The following is a 15,310-nucleotide window of genomic DNA, read 5'->3' on the forward strand; positions in this document are numbered from 1 at the left end:
CCCGTCGGGTGGTTCAGCCAGCCTCAGGCCGGCCGCTGCGGGACGACGGCCGGCAGCACGCCGCTGTCGCCGGCCTGCAGCGTGAACAGCTCCTGCGGCAACCGCTTGAACTGCTGGGCGAGCTGATCCAGGAAGCCGCTCATGGCCGAGCTGCGGCGCCAGGCCATCGCGATGCGACGGCTGGGGCGGTCGTCGCCGTTGAAATCCAGCAGGCGGATGTTCTCCGACCGCGGTACCGGCGGCTTGACCGACAGCGTCGGCATCAGAGTGATGCCCACATCGGCGGCCACCATCTGGCGCAGGGTCTCCAGGCTGGTGGCACGGAACTCGGATTTTTCGTTGGCACCGAACAGGCGGCACACCGCCAGCGCCTGGTCGCGCAGGCAGTGGCCGTCTTCGAGCAGCAGCAGCTTCTGCGCCGACAGCTCCTGCACATCCAGGTGGTGGCGCCGTGCCAGCGGATGCTTGCCCGATACCGCCAGCAGGAACGGTTCCTCGAACAGGAACTCGGCGTGCAGCTGGTCATCGTCCAGCGGCAGCGCCAGCAGGGCGGCATCCAGCTTGCCTTCGCGCAGGCGGGTCAGCAGCTCGTCGCTTTTCTCTTCCACCAGGAGCAGTTCCAGGTGCGGGAAGCGCTCGCGGATGTTGGGGATGACGTGCGGCAACAGGTACGGGCCAAGGGTCGGGAAGATGCCCAGACGAACGGTGCCCGCTTCAGGGTCGCGGCTGCGTCGTGCAGCCTCTTTCATCTGCTCTACTTCGGCAACGATCGTGCGTGCACGCGCTGCCGCTTCCACGCCGGCCGGGGTCAGCATGACCTTTCGCGGCGCACGCTCGACCAGTGGCAACCCCAGCTCGTCCTCCAGCTTGCGGATCTGGGTGGAAAGCGTGGGTTGGCTGACGAAACAGGCGGCAGCGGCGCGGCCGAAGTGGCGATGGTCGGCCAGGGCCACAAGATACTTCAGATCACGTAGGTTCATCCTTAGACCTCTAGGGGTATGGACCGGGTGATGGCGTGGTTTACCCAGCGGGCAGAAGACGCTCCCGATGCAGCCGGGAGCGACGCAAATCAGGCAGCTTCGGCGACAGCGCCGCTGCTCTTGGGAACGGAGGTGCGGATCAGGTGATCGAAGGCGCTCAGTGCGGCGGTCGAGCCGGCCCCCATCGCGATGACGATCTGCTTGTACGGAACGGTGGTGCAATCTCCTGCTGCGAATACGCCCGGAACGCTGGTCTGGCCACGGTCGTCGATGAGGATTTCGCCGCGCGGAGAGAGCGCCACGGTGTCCTTCAGCCACTCGGTGTTGGGAAGCAGGCCGATCTGCACGAAAATACCTTCCAGTTCGATCCGATGCGCATCGCCGCCGATACGATCCTGATATACCAGACCACTCACCTTCTGCCCATCGCCCAGGACTTCCTGGGTCAGGGCGCTGGTGATGATGGTGACGTTGCCCAGGCTGCGCAGCTTCCGCTGCAGGACCTCATCGGCGCGCAGTTTGTCATCAAATTCCAGAAGGGTCACATGCGACACGATGCCGGCCAGGTCGATGGCCGCCTCGACGCCGGAGTTGCCGCCGCCGATCACCGCCACGCGCTTGCCCTTGAACAGCGGACCGTCGCAGTGCGGGCAATACGCCACGCCCTTGTTGCGGTACTGCTCCTCGCCCGGCACGTTCATCTGGCGCCACCGTGCGCCGGTGGACAGGATCACCGAGCGCGACTTCAGCGACGCGCCGTTCTCCAGCTGGACCTCGACCAGGCCGTCATCACCGGCCGGCACCAGTGCGGTGGCGCGCTGCAGGTTCATGATGTCCACCTCGTACTCGCGCACATGCTGTTCCAGGGCGGCGGCGAGCTTGGGGCCTTCGGTTTCCTTGACCGAGATGAAGTTCTCGATGGCCATCGTATCCAGCACCTGGCCACCGAAACGCTCGGCGGCCACGCCGGTCCGGATGCCCTTGCGCGCGGCGTAGATCGCCGCTGCGGCACCGGCCGGGCCACCGCCGACGACCAGCACGTCGAACGGCGCCTTGGCGGCGATCTTCTCGGCGTCGCGTTTGCCCGAGCCGGTGTCCAGCTTGGCCACGATCTGTTCCAGGCTCATGCGGCCCTGGTCGAACACGTCACCATTGAGATACACGGTGGGCACGGACATGATCTGACGCGCCTCGACCTCGGCCGGGAACAGCGCGCCGTCGATCGCCACATGCTGGATGCGCGGATTGAGCACCGCCGCCAGGTTCAGCGCCTGCACCACGTCCGGGCAGTTCTGGCAGGACAACGAGAAATAGGTTTCAAAGCGGTAGTCGCCGTCCAGGTTGCGCACCTGTTCGATCAGCTCGGCAGTGGCCTTGGACGGGTGTCCGCCCACCTGCAGCAGGGCCAGCACCAGCGAGGTGAACTCGTGCCCCATCGGCAGCCCGGCGAAGGCCAGGTGGATGTCCTGGCCCGGGGTGGTCAGCGCGAAGGAGGGGGTGCGCTCGCTGCCATCGCGGCGCACGTCCAGCTGGATCTGCGCCGACAGGGTGGTCAGGGTGTTGAGCAGCTCCAGCATCTCCTGCGACTTGGCGCCATCGTCCACGTGGGCCGTGATCTGGATCGGACGGGTGACGCGTTCCAGGTAGGTCTTGAGCTGGGACTGGAGGTTGGCATCCAACATCGAAAAAACTCCTTGATTCAGGCAAGGGGACAGCGTCGACGAACCCCGAAGGTGCATCTGCGCAGCAGGGGGGTGAACCGAAGCGGGCGCGTGGCGGCACCGGCTTGGGTTCACCCCCACTCCCGTCGAAGCGGGAATGGGGATGAGGCGTTGCTTAGATCTTGCCGACCAGATCCAGCGACGGGGTCAGGGTCTTCTCGCCTTCCTTCCACTTGGCCGGGCACACCTGGTTCGGGTTGGCGGCGGTGAACTGGGCAGCCTTGAGCTTGCGCAGCGTTTCGGAGACGTCACGGGCGATCTCGTTGGAGTGGATCTCCAGGGTCTTGATCACGCCTTCCGGGTTGATGATGAAGGTGCCGCGCAGGGCCAGGCCTTCTTCCGGGATGTGCACGCCGAAGGCGTTGGTCAGGGCGTGGGTCGGGTCACCCACCAGCGGGAACTGGGCCTTGCCGACGGCCGGCGAGGTTTCGTGCCACACCTTGTGCGAGAAATGGGTGTCGGTGGTGACGATGTACACCTCGGCACCGGCCTTCTGGAACTCGGCGTAATGGTCGGCGGCGTCTTCGATTTCGGTCGGGCAGTTGAAGGTGAACGCGGCCGGCATGAAGATCAGCACGGACCACTGGCCCTTCAGGGTGCTGTCGGAGACCTTGATGAACTCGCCGTTCTGGTAGGCGTTGGCTTCGAACGGCTGGATCTGGGTGTTGATGAGCGACATCGTTGTTCCTCTTGGTGAAGGGGTGGGTGAAGCGACCAGCACAGGTTAGCGGCTCCGTTCCCATAAGGACAATCCATTGATTGCATCTATACGATAGACATAGTCTATCGAAATGAGCTGATCCAGAGATGAACCCTCGGGTCGATATCGCCCGAATGCATTGCAGCGCAATGACATCGCCGCCGCCGCGGCTGATCGGTGCCATAGCCCGCGTGTATCCGCCCAAGGTGAAACCTGAATGAACCGCTCGGTCAGCCCGCCTGTGGCGCACGGGGAGGCGGCGTCGCCACCGGCTGCAGGCGCGCGGTGACGGTGCACTACACTGCGCGCCCGTTCCTGCACGATCCCCGCCATGACTGCCGCCCCGCGCGACGTTCGACAGCTGCTGGCCGAAGCCGCCGCCACCCTGCCCGGCGTGGAGGGGCGGCACGAGGCCGAACTGCTGCTGCTGCATGTGCTCGGGCGGGAGCGCGGCTGGCTGTTCGCGCATGCCACCGATCTGCTCGACGCCGACGCCGTAGCGACCTTCCAGGCCCTGCTGGCCCGCCGCCAGGCCGGCGAGCCGGTTGCCTACCTGCTTGGCCGACGCGGTTTCTGGACGCTGGATCTGGCGGTCAGCCCGGCCACGCTGATTCCGCGCCCGGAAACCGAGCTGCTGGTCGAGCTGGCGTTGGATCGGCTGCCGCGGGAGACCGCCCTGGAGGTGGCCGACCTCGGTACCGGCAGCGGCGCGATCGCCCTGGCGCTGGCCAGCGAACGGCCGCACGCCCGCATCACCGCCACCGACGCCAGCGCCGAGGCCCTTCAGATGGCGCGCCGCAACGCCGCAGCGAACGGCGTGCACAACGTGGTGTTCGTCGCAGGGTCCTGGTATGCACCGTTGGCCGGTCAGCGCTTTGCGCTGATCGCCAGCAACCCGCCGTACATCGCCAGCGGCGACCCGCACCTGCTGCAGGGCGATCTGCGCCATGAACCGGCCAGCGCGCTGGCATCCGGGGCCGATGGTCTGGACGACATCCGCGTGATCGTCGCCGGCGCCGGCGCGCACCTGATGCCCGGCGGCTGGCTGCTCATCGAACATGGCTGGGATCAGGGCGACGCGATCCGCGCGCTGTTCGAACAGGCTGGCTTCGATCACGTGTCCACCGTCCGCGATCTCGAACAGCGCGAGCGCGTGACCTGCGGCTGTCTGCCCGGCGGGGTTTGAACCCGGCGGCAACAATGCCGTGGGTAGAATGGCGTTCCACCCGAAAGGACGCGCCATGCTGCTTCGCAATGCCAAGGTTATGGCCCACCCGTTCCTGCACGACATGCGCCAGGACAGCTATTTTCCCGCGCCCCTGGTTGAACAGGGCCGGCAGATCCTGCTGCGCCTGTGCGAGCGCATCGAGCGCGAGCCGCCCGCCGATGCGGCGGCGCTGTGCGCGCTGACCCACGCCGCCACGCTTGAATTCAACGTGCTCGGCGAAGCATTCGAGGCGCAGGGCAGCGAACTGGAATCCGTGGCACGCGACAACATCGGCAGCGATGTCGATTTCATCGCGCGCAGCTACGGGTTCGATGTGGATGTCGAAGACCTGATCAGCCCGCGCGAGTGGTGAACCCGCCCGTGCGTGCCTGTCCCCAACAACGGAGTTCCGTCATGCGTACGCTGTACCCCGCCATTACCCCCTACGACGTCGGCAGCCTGAAGGTCGATGATCGCCACACGCTGTACTTCGAGCAGTGCGGCAACCCCGACGGCAAGCCGGTGGTGATGCTGCATGGTGGCCCGGGCGGTGGCTGCAGCGAGAAAATGCGCCAGTTCCACGACCCGGCCAAGTACCGCATCATCCTGTTCGACCAGCGCGGTGCCGGCCGTTCCACGCCGCACGCCGACCTGGTGGACAACACCACCTGGGACCTGGTGGCCGATATCGAGACGTTGCGCGAGCACCTCAAGGTGGATCGCTGGCAGGTGTTCGGCGGCAGTTGGGGCTCCACCCTGGCATTGGCCTACGCCCAGACCCACCCGCAGCGCGTGACCGAACTGGTGCTGCGCGGCATCTTCATGCTGCGCCGCTGGGAGCTGGAGTGGTTCTACCAGGAAGGTGCCAACCGCCTGTTCCCGGACGCGTGGGAGCACTACCTCAAGCCGATTCCGGCCGTGGAGCGCCACGACCTGATCTCGGCCTTCCACCGCCGCCTGACCAGTGACGACGAAGCCACCCGCCTGGCCGCCGCCAAGGCGTGGAGCGTGTGGGAAGGGGCAACCAGCTTTCTGCACGTGGACGACGACTTCGTGAACAGCCATGAAGACCCGCAGTTCGCGCTGGCGTTCGCCCGCATCGAGAACCATTACTTCGTCAACGGCGGCTTCTTCGAGGTGGAAGAGCAACTGCTGCGCGACGCGCACCGCATCGCCGATATTCCCGGCGTGATCGTGCACGGGCGCTATGACGTGGTGTGCCCGCTGCAGAATGCCTGGGAGCTGCACAAGGCGTGGCCGGCATCGACGCTGGAAATCAGCCCGGCCTCGGGCCACTCGGCGTTCGAAGCGGAGAATGTGGACGCGCTGGTGCGCGCCACCGACCGTTTCGCCGGCTGATCGGCCGATCCCACCGGTGGGGCATGCGCCTCATCGATGGGGCGGCACGCGCTGCTGCTACCAGTGGCCGGCCAGCAGCGCCTCGGCCAGCACCTTCAGCTTCGGTGAGGCCTGCCGCGACGGCGGGTACACCAGTGACAACGCGCGGCTGCGGCCCTCGAAAGGCTGCAGCACGCGCTGCAGGCGGCCGTCAGCCAGGGCATCGGCCACCGCGAAGTCCATCACCTGCACGATCCCGACGCCGGCCAGTGCGCCTTCGACCAGCGGATCACCACTGTCGAACACCATCCGCGCCGGTGGGGTGACGTCACGCAGCCCGTCGCCGTCGCGGAACTGCCAGTCCACCAGCCGCCCGCTGCGCAGGTTGCGCACCGCCAGGCAGCCATGCCCGTGCAGATCGTCCACCGTGGCCGGCGCACCGCACCGGGCCAGGTAAGCCGGCGAGGCCACCGTCACCCAGTGCAACGGCCGCAACGGCCGCGCCACCATGCGCACGTCGCTGATCGGGCCGGTGCGCAGGGCGGCATCGAAGCCTTCCTCGACCAGGTCGACCAGGCGGTCGTTGAGCACCAGGTCGAACTGCAGGTGCGGATGCGCACCCATCAACTGGCCGGCCAGCGGCACCAGCACTTTGCGACCGAACATCGAGGGGGCGGTGACTTTGAGTACGCCCGACGGCGTGCACGGGCGGTCGCCGAGGCGCCGCTCGGCATCCTCCAGGCCACTCAGCAGGGGCGCGCAGTGCGCCACGAACTGCTGCCCGTCGGGGGTCAGGCTGACGTTGCGTGTGTTGCGGTGGAGCAGGCGCACACCGAGCGTGCCTTCCAGCCGACTGATCGCGCGCGACAGCCCCGACTGGCTGACCCCGAGCTGGCCGGCGGCGAGGGTGAAACTGCGCGCCTCGGCGACCTGTACCAGCATGCGCACCGCATTGAGATCCATGTCCGCCCTCGATTGATGCGAAAATGCATGACAGAAATCGAAGTATCCGGGTTTATTTGTCTTGCGTCATCAATGAGACTGCCCGCCTTTCCCCCGTACCGACTGGCATGACCGACGCTCCCCGTTCCTTCCCGCCGCGCTTGGCGCTGACCCTGCTGGCAATGGCCCAGCTGATCATCGCGCTCGACGCGACCATCATCTTTGTGGCCCTGCACGAGATGGGGGTGCAGCTGCGGATCAATGCGCAGCAGCTGCAATGGATCGTGAGCGGTTACACCGTGGCCTTCGGCGGCTGCCTGCTGCTTGGCGGCCGCGCGGCCGATCTGCTCGGGCGCCGCCGGGTCTATCGGCTCGGCATGGCGCTGTTCGCGCTGGCCTCGCTGGTCGGTGGTTTCAGCACCAGTGCGTGGCTGCTGATCGCGGCCCGGGCGGTGCAGGGCATCGGCGCGGCGTTGCTGTTCCCGGCCACGTTGTCGCTGATCAACACGCTGTACGCCGAGGGCGCGCCACGCAACCGTGCGCTGGCGATCTGGTCGATGGCCAGCGCCGGTGGCCTGGCGTTGGGCACGCTGCTCGGCGGAGTGCTCACCCAGAGCTTCGGTTGGGCCTCGGTGCTGCTGGTGATCGTGCCGTTCGCCAGCGCCTGTGCGCTGCTGGGCGGGTGGTGGCTGCCGCGCGACTCCGCGCCGCAGGCCGGGCGCTCGTTCGACCTGGCCGGCTGCCTCACCGTCACCCTGGGCGGCAGCCTGATGGTGACCACCCTGGTGCAGGGGCCGGAGTGGGGCTGGCTGGCGCCGCGCACGCTGGGCTGCCTGGCGCTGTCGGTGGTGCTGCTGGTCGCCTTCGTGCAGATCGAGCAGCGCAGCCGCGATCCGTTGATGCAGTTCGCCCTGCTGCGTCTGCGCAGCCTGCGGGCCGCGATGCTGCTGACGTTCGTGTTCATGAGCAGCTTCGGCGTGCAGTACTACTTTCTGGCGCTGTACTACCAGGATGGCTATGGCTGGAGCGCGCTGCAGGCGGGGCTGGCATTCCTGCCGCCGACGCTGGTGTGCACCGTCGGCATCCGCATCACCGAACGCATGCTCGCCCGTCGCTCGCCCCGCCAGGTGCTGGCACGGGGCATGGCGGCCGGCGCGATCGGTATCGCGGCCGTGGCGGTCGCGCTGCCATATGGCGCGACATACTGGCCGCTGCTGCCGGGCATCGTGGTGTTGAGCCTCGGGCAGGGCATGACCTGGACGGCGATGTGGATTGTGGCCGGGCAGGGCGTGCCGGCTGCGCAGCAGGGCGTGGCCTCCGGCATGGCGGCCACTGCCCAGCAGATCGGTGGCGCGCTGGGCCTGGCGCTGCTGGTGATGCTGGCCAATGCCGGACGCAGCGCATCGGCGGCGGGCACCGGCCCGGACGCACTGCAGGGGCTGGTGAACGCGCAATACGGCGCGGCCGCCTTTGCGCTGCTGGGCGTCGCGGTGGCGCTGTGGCTGCGGCCGCAGGAAGACCCGGCCGATCAACGCGCTACCGCGTAGCCGCAGCTTCCGGGTAGCGCCGACCGTTGGTCGGCTGGCGCGCGAAGCGCGGGGTTGCCGACGCCGGAACGGAGAGCAGCCGGGCAGAGCCCGGCTCTACGGGCGCAATGCGGGGTTTTTCGGTGCCGGAACGGAGAGCAGCCGGGCAGAGCCCGGCTCTACGGGCGCAATGCGGGGTGCTGTCGGAGCGGAGCAGCGCCGGGTGTCAGCGGAAGGCGGGTTCGAGCTGGTTGAAGACGCGTGCCAGACGTTGCGCCCAGGCGAGCTGCCCGGCGCTGTCGGCAATCAGGTCCTGGCGGATTTCCAGTTCCACGTGCGCCAGACCACGCGCTTCGGCATGCACCGGGATCGCATAGTCGGTGGCGTCGCTGACCGCATAGGGCTGGTTGTCACCCACCACCAGATCCCCCTCGGCCTGCAGCGCGTGCAGCAGTGCATGCGCGAAGCGCGCATCGCGCTGGTACAGCACGCCGGCGTGCCACGGCCGCGCCACGCCCTGCATTGCCGGAGTGAAGCTGTGCATGGCAATCAGAATCGTCCGGGTGCCGGCGACAGAGCGCGCATCCAGCTCGGCGCTGATGCGCTGGTGATAGGGGTCGAAAATCTCGCGTACCCGAGCCTCCTGCGCGGCGGCGTCCAGGCGCTGGTTGCCGGGCACCACGGTGTGGTCGCTGACCGGCGCGAACCGGCCCGGCGCGCCGGGCGGGCGGTTGCAGTCGATCACCAGCCGCGAGTACGTCTGCTCGATGGCCCAGGCACCCAGCAGGCCCGCCAGGGCACGGGTGACCCCGGCGATGCCGATGTCCCAGCCGATGTGCCGGTCCAGCTCGGCCTGCGGCAGCCCCAGATCGGCCAGCGCCGCGGGCACCTGCTGGCCGGCATGGTCGGCAATCAACACGAACGGCGAGCGGCCCCGGGCCGGGTGCACCGTGAACGGCGCGGGATCCGAGGGTCCCAGCAGCGTGGCGGCGTGCAGCGGCGGGACAAACGCATCAGCCACGCGGGGTACCGTCCAGGTGGTGCTCGATCATCCACAGCCCGGCCCACAGCTTGGCGTCCAATGCGTAGCCCTGGCCCATTTTCTCGACCAGCCACGCCGCCGCGCGGGCGCGCGGGACTTCGTGCACGGTGATGTCCTCGCTGTCATCGCCACCACCGGCACCGACCCGACGCAGGCCGGTGGCGCGCACGAACGCGATCTGCTCGCTGCTCGCGCCCGACGAGGTCGGGCCGATCATCAGCACCTCGGCATGTGCGGCGGTCCAGCCGGTTTCTTCTTCCAGCTCGCGCACCGCCGAGACTTCGATCGACTCGCCGGCGTCGATGTCGCCGACCAGGCCGGCCGGCATCTCGATGGTGTTGGCCTGCAGCGGCACCCGGAACTGTTCGACGAACAGCACGTTGTCCTCGGGCGTGACGGCGATGATGATCGCGGCCAGGCCGCCGGCGTGGGTGCGCTCGCTGTATTCCCACGTACCGCGCACGACCATGCGCTGGTACTTGCCTTCGTAGACGACCTTGGGGGCTTGCGTGTTGGGGCTCATGCGATCTCGCTGGCTACGGAAGGGGAATCGGACAGGCCGGCGGCGGCGAACAGGCGGCGACGGGTCAGTGGCCCGAACCGCAGCGCATCGCACAGGCCCTGCAGCATCTGCGCATCGGCGCTGACCCGGCTGAAGTCGGCAGGGCCGCCGTCCAGCGGCGCATCCAGCGCGATGGTGGTCAACTGCCGCCACAACAAGGCGTGCTCACGCTGCTCGCGCAGGCGCACCGCCATCTGCGCGGCGCCACGCAGGCGCAGGAACGGCACTTCGTCGATGCGTTCGTACAACGTGTCCAGGCTGCCGAAGTGGGCCAGCAGCACCGCCGCGGACTTGGCGCCCACGCCGGTCACGCCGGGGATGTTGTCGACCGCGTCGCCGCACAACGCCAGGTAATCGGCGATCTGGTGGGCATGGACGCCGTGGCGGGCCTTGACCCCGGCCATGCCCCAACGCTGGTTGCGTGCGTAGTCCCACTGTTCGTCGTGCTCGAACAGCAGCTGCGACAGGTCCTTGTCGGCGGAGACGATCACCCCGCGCATGCCCGCCTCGCGGCGCGCGTGCAGGGCGCTGCCGATCAGGTCGTCGGCTTCGTACTCATGGTGGGCCAGTACCGCCAGCCCAAGCGCCACGCACAGCGCCTTGCAGTGCGCGAACTGGCGGCGCAGCGCATCCGGTGCCGGGTCGCGGTTGGCCTTGTAGGCGGCATACAGGCGGTGCCGGAAACAGCTGTCCAGCGCCTCGTCGAAGGCAATGGCGATATGCCGCGGGCGTTCGCGTTCAAGCAGGTCGAGCAGGAAGCGGGCAAAACCGTGCACGGCATTGGTCGGCCAGCCCTGCTGGTCCTGGAATTCGTCGGGCATCGAGTGCCAGGCGCGGAACACATACAGACTGGCATCCACCAGATACAGCGGCGGGCGCGGTGCCACCACGGGGGACGGAACGCTCATCTCAGCCATTCCAGTCCTGCAGCAGGGCGGCCGGGTCCGGACGGTCGCGCTCGGGCACCTCGGTCTTCGGCGTGCCGATATGGATGAAACCGGCGATGCCCTCGTTGTCGGCCAGCCCCAGGTGGGCATGGACGGCCGGGTCGAAGGCCATCCAGGCCGTCAGCCACTGGGCGCCGAAGCCGAACGCCTGCGCGGCCTGCAGCAGGGCAAAGCAGACGCAGCCGGCGGTCATCAGCTGTTCCTGCGCGGGCACCTTGGGGCTGGGCGTGTGGCGGGTGACCACCACAATGACCAGCGGGGCGTGCGAGAACCGCTGACGGTCTTTCTCCAGCTGGGCCTGGGCCACGTTGGGGTCGCGCTCGCGGCTGCGTTCGGCCAGGAAGGTGCCCAGAGTGTGACGTGCATCGCCAGTGATCCGCAGGAAGCGGAACGGCACCAGCTTGCCGTGATCGGGCACCCGCACCGCCGAGGCGAGCATCCGCGCCAGCGTCTGCGGGTCCGGCCCGGGCTCGCCCAGGTGTCGGGCGGGGACGGAACGGCGCATGTCCAGCGCCTGCAGCGCAGCGGGAAGCAGCATGGGATCTCGATCGGCTTTCACGGGCCTCTCAGTATAGTCGCGGCAGTTTGTGACACGGCTTTGGGCGTTCTCGGTGCAATTTGCGACAAAACGTGATGAACATCACCTAATTAACGGAAGTCGTTCACGTGGCTGTACTCGCTTCCCGCGACCGCTCCCCGTACGATACAAGGCCTGCCGGCGCCCCGGTCATGAGGTATGAAGTGAGGACTGCTTCACTGTCCGCTACCGGCCGGCCGGCCTACGATCCGTATGCGGGTGCATGGGGTGTACCTGCGTCGGCTGTATTCACGCTGCTTAGAGTGCCTGCGAGGGTGGGGAGCCTTTTCGCATGATCGCCACGCCCACTGCTACGGGCCATCCGGGTCGCAACGCCGCGCTGCTGACGCTTGCGCGCGACGCGGCGCTGCCCGCGCTGGCCGAGTCGTTCGCGACCGTACTGGCGCGCTTTGACGATGTGCTGTTCGACCGTGCCGGCACCGCAGGCGCGTCGCAGCTGCTGTTCCTGGACGGCATGCGCGAACTGCGCCGCCGCCGCGACGACATCGTGGTCGGCTTCCGCACCCATCTGGCCCGCGCCTGGTCGGCGCTGGAGCAGGGCGAGCCCCTGTCGGCCGAGGCCACGCTGGCCGGTCAGATCGAGGACGGCCTGAGCCTGGTGCCCGAGCACGTGCTGGAATCGCGGCTGGCCGTGCGCAATTTCGCCACCGTGCTGCTGCGCGACTGGAAGCCGGTGCTGGCCCGTCTGGACCGCCGCCTGGGCATGATTGCCGGGGGCCTGGAGCTGAACGCGGACACCAACCCGATCAGCCCGGAACACATCGGTGTGGCCATCCACGAGGCCTTCGCCGGCTGTGAGCTGGCCCCGGAAGTGCGGCTGGTGCTGATCAAATTGTGCGAGCGCGACCTGCACGCCCCGATCGGCAAGCGCTACGAAAAAGTGGACGAACAACTGGCCGCTGCCGGCGTGATGCCGCAGATGGCCGCGCCGCGTCGCCCGGCCCCGCGCCCGCCGACGCCGCGCGACGAGCTGGACGAACTGGTCGACGCGCTGGACACGGCGCAGCACGGCAATGACGACGCGACCGCGCCGGCCTGGGCCAGGCGGTTTGCCGACCGCTGGGCCGAAAGCCGTGGCCGCATGCAGTCCTCGCACGGCGCCAGCAGCCATGCCGGCGGTGCGGACGGCGCCGAGGGTCTGAGCGGCAACCAGGGCATGTTGCTGGAAGCGCTGCATGAACTGCTGCAGCAGACCCGCCATGTGCGCGAAGACGCCACCTCCGCCGCGAGTGTGGCGGTGGGCCAGCAGCGTCCGCTCAGCCAACGCGAAATGATGTCGGTGCTGTCGCTGCTCCAGGCCACGCCCAGCGCCACCCTGCGCGCGGCGATCGGCGAGGACGGCGAATCGCTGGCCCAGCGCCTGAAGAGCGAAGTGCTGTCCGGTGCCACGCGCCTCGGTGTCGACCCGGGCCAGGCCCGGCTGGACCCGCAGGACGAGGACGCGATCGACCTGGTCGGCATGCTGTTTGATGTGATGCTGGACGAGCGCGACCTGGAAGGTCGCTCGCGCGAGCTGATCGGTCGGCTGGTGGTGCCGTTCGTGAAGGTCGCCATGCTCGACCGCCGCATGTTCGTGCAGAAGACCCACCCGGCGCGCAAGCTGCTCAACTCGCTGGCCGAAGCGTGCGAAGGCAATACCGGCGAAAGCCAGGCCGAGCGCGTGCTGATGGGCAAGGTCGAGGAGATCATCGAGCGGCTGGTGGCCGAGTTCAACGAGAACCTCGCCATCTTCCTTACGCTGGAAGAAGAATTCCGCGATTTCCTGGCCCAGCATCGGCGCCGGATCGAAATCGCCGAGCGGCGTGCGGCCGAGACCCAGCGCGGTCAGGAAAAGCTGGAAATGGCGCGCACCCGGGCGGCCGCCGAACTGGACCGTCGCATTGCCGATGCCACCCTGCCGCAGGCCATCGGCGAGTTCCTGCGCCAGCCGTGGCAGCACCACCTCACCTTGAGTGTGCTGCGCGAAGGAGAAGACGGCGCGTCGGTGGGTGAGGCGCTGGCCCTGGCCGACGGGCTGCTGGAAGAGGTGGCCGAAGCGCGCCGCAAGATCGTCGGCAAGCCCTGGCTGCAGGCCTGGCACCCGGCGCTGCGCAAGGTGTTTGCCAGTGTGGGCGTGCACGCCGATGCCGCCACCAGCGCCATCGACGCGTTGCATGACACGTTGCAGGGCATCGCCGAATCGCGCCCGGAACTGGAGCGCGCGCTGCCGGAACTGCCGCAGGTGGTGCTGCCGGCACCGCCCGCGCAGGAAGCCCCGGCGGTGGAGCTGGGCAGCAAGGTGGATGTCAGCGACTTCGACAACGCCGATGCCGACCGCTTCCGCGGCATGGAGATCGGCAGTTGGCTGGACTTCGTCGACAAGGACGGCAAGGTGCAGGCCGGCAAGCTGTCCTGGGTCAGCCCGATCTCCTCGCGTCTGCTGTTCGTCAACCGCCGCGGCGTGCGCTTCTGCGTGGCCTCGCCGGAAGAACTGGCGGTGATGGTGCGGCTGGGCCGCCTGCGCGCGCATATCGACGATGGCGCCTTCGACAGCGCCATGCAGGGCGTGATCGACCGCCTGGACACCAAGAACGCCACCGTCCACTAGGCCGACCCGGCGCCCACCGATCAGGTTACGATCACGGCACTATCCGCTGAACGACGGGGACAGGCATGGCTGTCGAGGTGTTGGTGGTCAAGGAAGGCGCGCCGGGGGAACGGCGCGTGGCAATGACGCCGGAGACGGCGCGCAAGCTGGCTGCGCTCGGCGCGACCGTTCGTTTTGAGGCCGGTGCCGGACAGGCGGCCGGTTTCCCGGATGCGGCGTATCTGGACGCCGGCGCGCAGGTGGCCGACGCCGGCGGCCTGTCCACGGCCGATATCGTGCTGTGCGTGCAGCCGCCATCCCCGGCCCAGTGGGCCCAGCTCAAGACCGGCGCCACCCTGGTGGGCATGCTTTACCCGCAGGCTGACGCAGGCCGTGCGGCGACCATCCAATCGCGCGCGCTGCATGCCTTTCCGTTGGAGCGTCTGCCGCGCACCACGCGCGCGCAGTCGATGGACGTGCTCAGTTCGCAGGCCGGCATGGCGGGCTACAAGGCCATGTTGATCGCGGCCCAGCGCGCGCCGCGCTTCTTCCCGATGCTGACCACGGCCGCCGGCACCATCCGCCCCTCGCGGGTGCTGGTGGTGGGCGCCGGTGTGGCCGGACTGCAGGCGATCGCCACCGCGCGCCGGCTCGGCGCGCAGGTCGAAGGGTTCGATGTGCGCCCGGAAACCCGCGAGCAGATCGAATCGCTGGGCGGCAAATTCCTTGACCTGGGAGTCAGCGCCGCCGGTGAAGGCGGCTATGCCCGCGCGCTGACCGAGGACGAGCGGGCCGAACAGCAGCGCCGGCTCGGCGACCATCTGCGCCTGGTGGACGTCGTGGTGTGCACGGCGGCCGTGCCGGGTCGCCCTGCACCGCGGATCCTCAGCACCGCGATGGTGCGCGGCATGAAGCCGGGCAGCGTGGTGGTGGACCTGGCCGCCGAGACCGGCGGCAACTGCGAAGCGACCGTGCCGGGGCAGACCATCGACCTGGACGGCATCACCGTCGACGGTCCGCTCAACCTGGCCAGCCAGGGGGCCGTGCACGCCAGCGAGATGTACGCGCGCAACCTGTACAACTTCGTCGCGCTGTTCCTCAAGGACGGTGCAATCGCCTTCGACTGGACCGACGAACTGCAGGCCAGAACCCGCTGGCAGGGCGCGGACGCCGCCGGCTGA

General features: G+C 68.4%; 14 protein-coding genes. 6 read left to right on the plus strand and 8 right to left on the minus strand.

Annotated elements, in window-relative coordinates:
- Positions 1–23 precede the first annotated feature (23 nt).
- From oxyR to ahpC, 3 genes are all read right to left on the minus strand, one after another.
- Entirely contained in the window at positions 24–980 is a 957-nt protein-coding gene (gene oxyR, locus ACPEH8_RS18470; RefSeq protein WP_017356607.1) for a DNA-binding transcriptional regulator OxyR, read from the minus strand.
- Positions 981–1,069: 89 nt separating this feature from the next.
- Positions 1,070–2,662 carry an alkyl hydroperoxide reductase subunit F gene (gene ahpF / locus ACPEH8_RS18475; protein ID WP_017356608.1) on the minus strand — a complete coding sequence of 531 codons (1,593 nt, stop codon included), beginning with the start codon at positions 2,660–2,662 and terminating at the stop codon, positions 1,070–1,072.
- 154 nt (positions 2,663–2,816) lie between these two features.
- A complete protein-coding gene (ahpC, locus tag ACPEH8_RS18480) occupies positions 2,817–3,380 on the minus strand; it encodes an alkyl hydroperoxide reductase subunit C (RefSeq protein ID WP_017356609.1) in 564 nt (187 codons plus the stop codon).
- Between the two features lie 352 nt (positions 3,381–3,732).
- Between ahpC and prmC the strand changes: the two genes are divergently transcribed.
- From prmC to pip, 3 genes are read left to right on the plus strand one after another with little or no spacing between them, the layout of a single operon-like run.
- Positions 3,733–4,587, plus strand: coding sequence for a peptide chain release factor N(5)-glutamine methyltransferase (gene prmC, locus ACPEH8_RS18485; RefSeq protein ID WP_313218670.1), 855 nt, complete (start codon positions 3,733–3,735; stop codon positions 4,585–4,587).
- A 55-nt stretch (positions 4,588–4,642) separates the two neighbouring features.
- A complete protein-coding gene (locus ACPEH8_RS18490) occupies positions 4,643–4,981 on the plus strand; it encodes a DUF5713 family protein (RefSeq protein WP_136003738.1) in 339 nt (112 codons plus the stop codon).
- A 41-nt stretch (positions 4,982–5,022) separates the two neighbouring features.
- Complete coding sequence (gene pip, locus ACPEH8_RS18495; RefSeq protein WP_017356612.1) at positions 5,023–5,967, plus strand: prolyl aminopeptidase; 945 nt, start codon at positions 5,023–5,025, stop codon at positions 5,965–5,967.
- A gap of 57 nt (positions 5,968–6,024) precedes the next feature.
- Here the strand turns inward: pip and ACPEH8_RS18500 are convergent, their stop codons facing one another.
- On the minus strand, positions 6,025–6,909 hold the full coding sequence (locus tag ACPEH8_RS18500; RefSeq protein ID WP_423667765.1) for a LysR family transcriptional regulator: 885 nt from the start codon (positions 6,907–6,909) through the stop codon (positions 6,025–6,027).
- A 107-nt stretch (positions 6,910–7,016) separates the two neighbouring features.
- Between ACPEH8_RS18500 and ACPEH8_RS18505 the strand changes: the two genes are divergently transcribed.
- Positions 7,017–8,435 carry an MFS transporter gene (locus ACPEH8_RS18505; protein ID WP_423667768.1) on the plus strand — a complete coding sequence of 473 codons (1,419 nt, stop codon included), beginning with the start codon at positions 7,017–7,019 and terminating at the stop codon, positions 8,433–8,435.
- 205 nt (positions 8,436–8,640) lie between these two features.
- Here the strand turns inward: ACPEH8_RS18505 and ACPEH8_RS18510 are convergent, their stop codons facing one another.
- Genes ACPEH8_RS18510 through ACPEH8_RS18525 form a run of 4 tightly spaced genes read right to left on the minus strand, consistent with a single transcriptional unit; the run spans position 8,641 to position 11,503 of the window.
- Positions 8,641–9,435 (minus strand): N-formylglutamate amidohydrolase, encoded by a 795-nt coding sequence (locus ACPEH8_RS18510; RefSeq protein WP_136003740.1) that lies wholly within the window; start codon positions 9,433–9,435, stop codon positions 8,641–8,643.
- Positions 9,428–9,979, minus strand: a complete 552-nt coding sequence (locus tag ACPEH8_RS18515) for an NUDIX hydrolase (protein ID WP_136003742.1) — start codon at positions 9,977–9,979, stop codon at positions 9,428–9,430. Before ACPEH8_RS18515 ends, ACPEH8_RS18510 begins: the two co-directional genes overlap by 8 nt.
- Positions 9,976–10,926: a 5'-3' exonuclease gene (locus ACPEH8_RS18520; RefSeq protein ID WP_136003744.1), complete on the minus strand. Its 951-nt coding sequence runs from the start codon at positions 10,924–10,926 to the stop codon at positions 9,976–9,978. Before ACPEH8_RS18520 ends, ACPEH8_RS18515 begins: the two co-directional genes overlap by 4 nt.
- Before the next feature lies 1 nt (position 10,927).
- A complete protein-coding gene (locus tag ACPEH8_RS18525; RefSeq protein WP_017356618.1) occupies positions 10,928–11,503 on the minus strand; it encodes a nitroreductase family protein in 576 nt (191 codons plus the stop codon).
- 331 nt (positions 11,504–11,834) lie between these two features.
- Between ACPEH8_RS18525 and ACPEH8_RS18530 the strand changes: the two genes are divergently transcribed.
- Positions 11,835–14,150, plus strand: a complete 2,316-nt coding sequence (locus ACPEH8_RS18530) for a DUF1631 domain-containing protein (protein WP_017356619.1) — start codon at positions 11,835–11,837, stop codon at positions 14,148–14,150.
- A gap of 65 nt (positions 14,151–14,215) precedes the next feature.
- The gene (locus tag ACPEH8_RS18535; RefSeq protein WP_017356620.1) at positions 14,216–15,310 is read left to right on the plus strand and encodes an NAD(P) transhydrogenase subunit alpha; all 1,095 of its coding nucleotides are present in this window, start codon (positions 14,216–14,218) and stop codon (positions 15,308–15,310) included.

The sequence above is a fragment of the Stenotrophomonas sp. NPDC077461 genome (genome assembly GCF_049545475.1).
Classification (GTDB): Bacteria; Pseudomonadota; Gammaproteobacteria; order Xanthomonadales; family Xanthomonadaceae; genus Stenotrophomonas; species Stenotrophomonas nematodicola.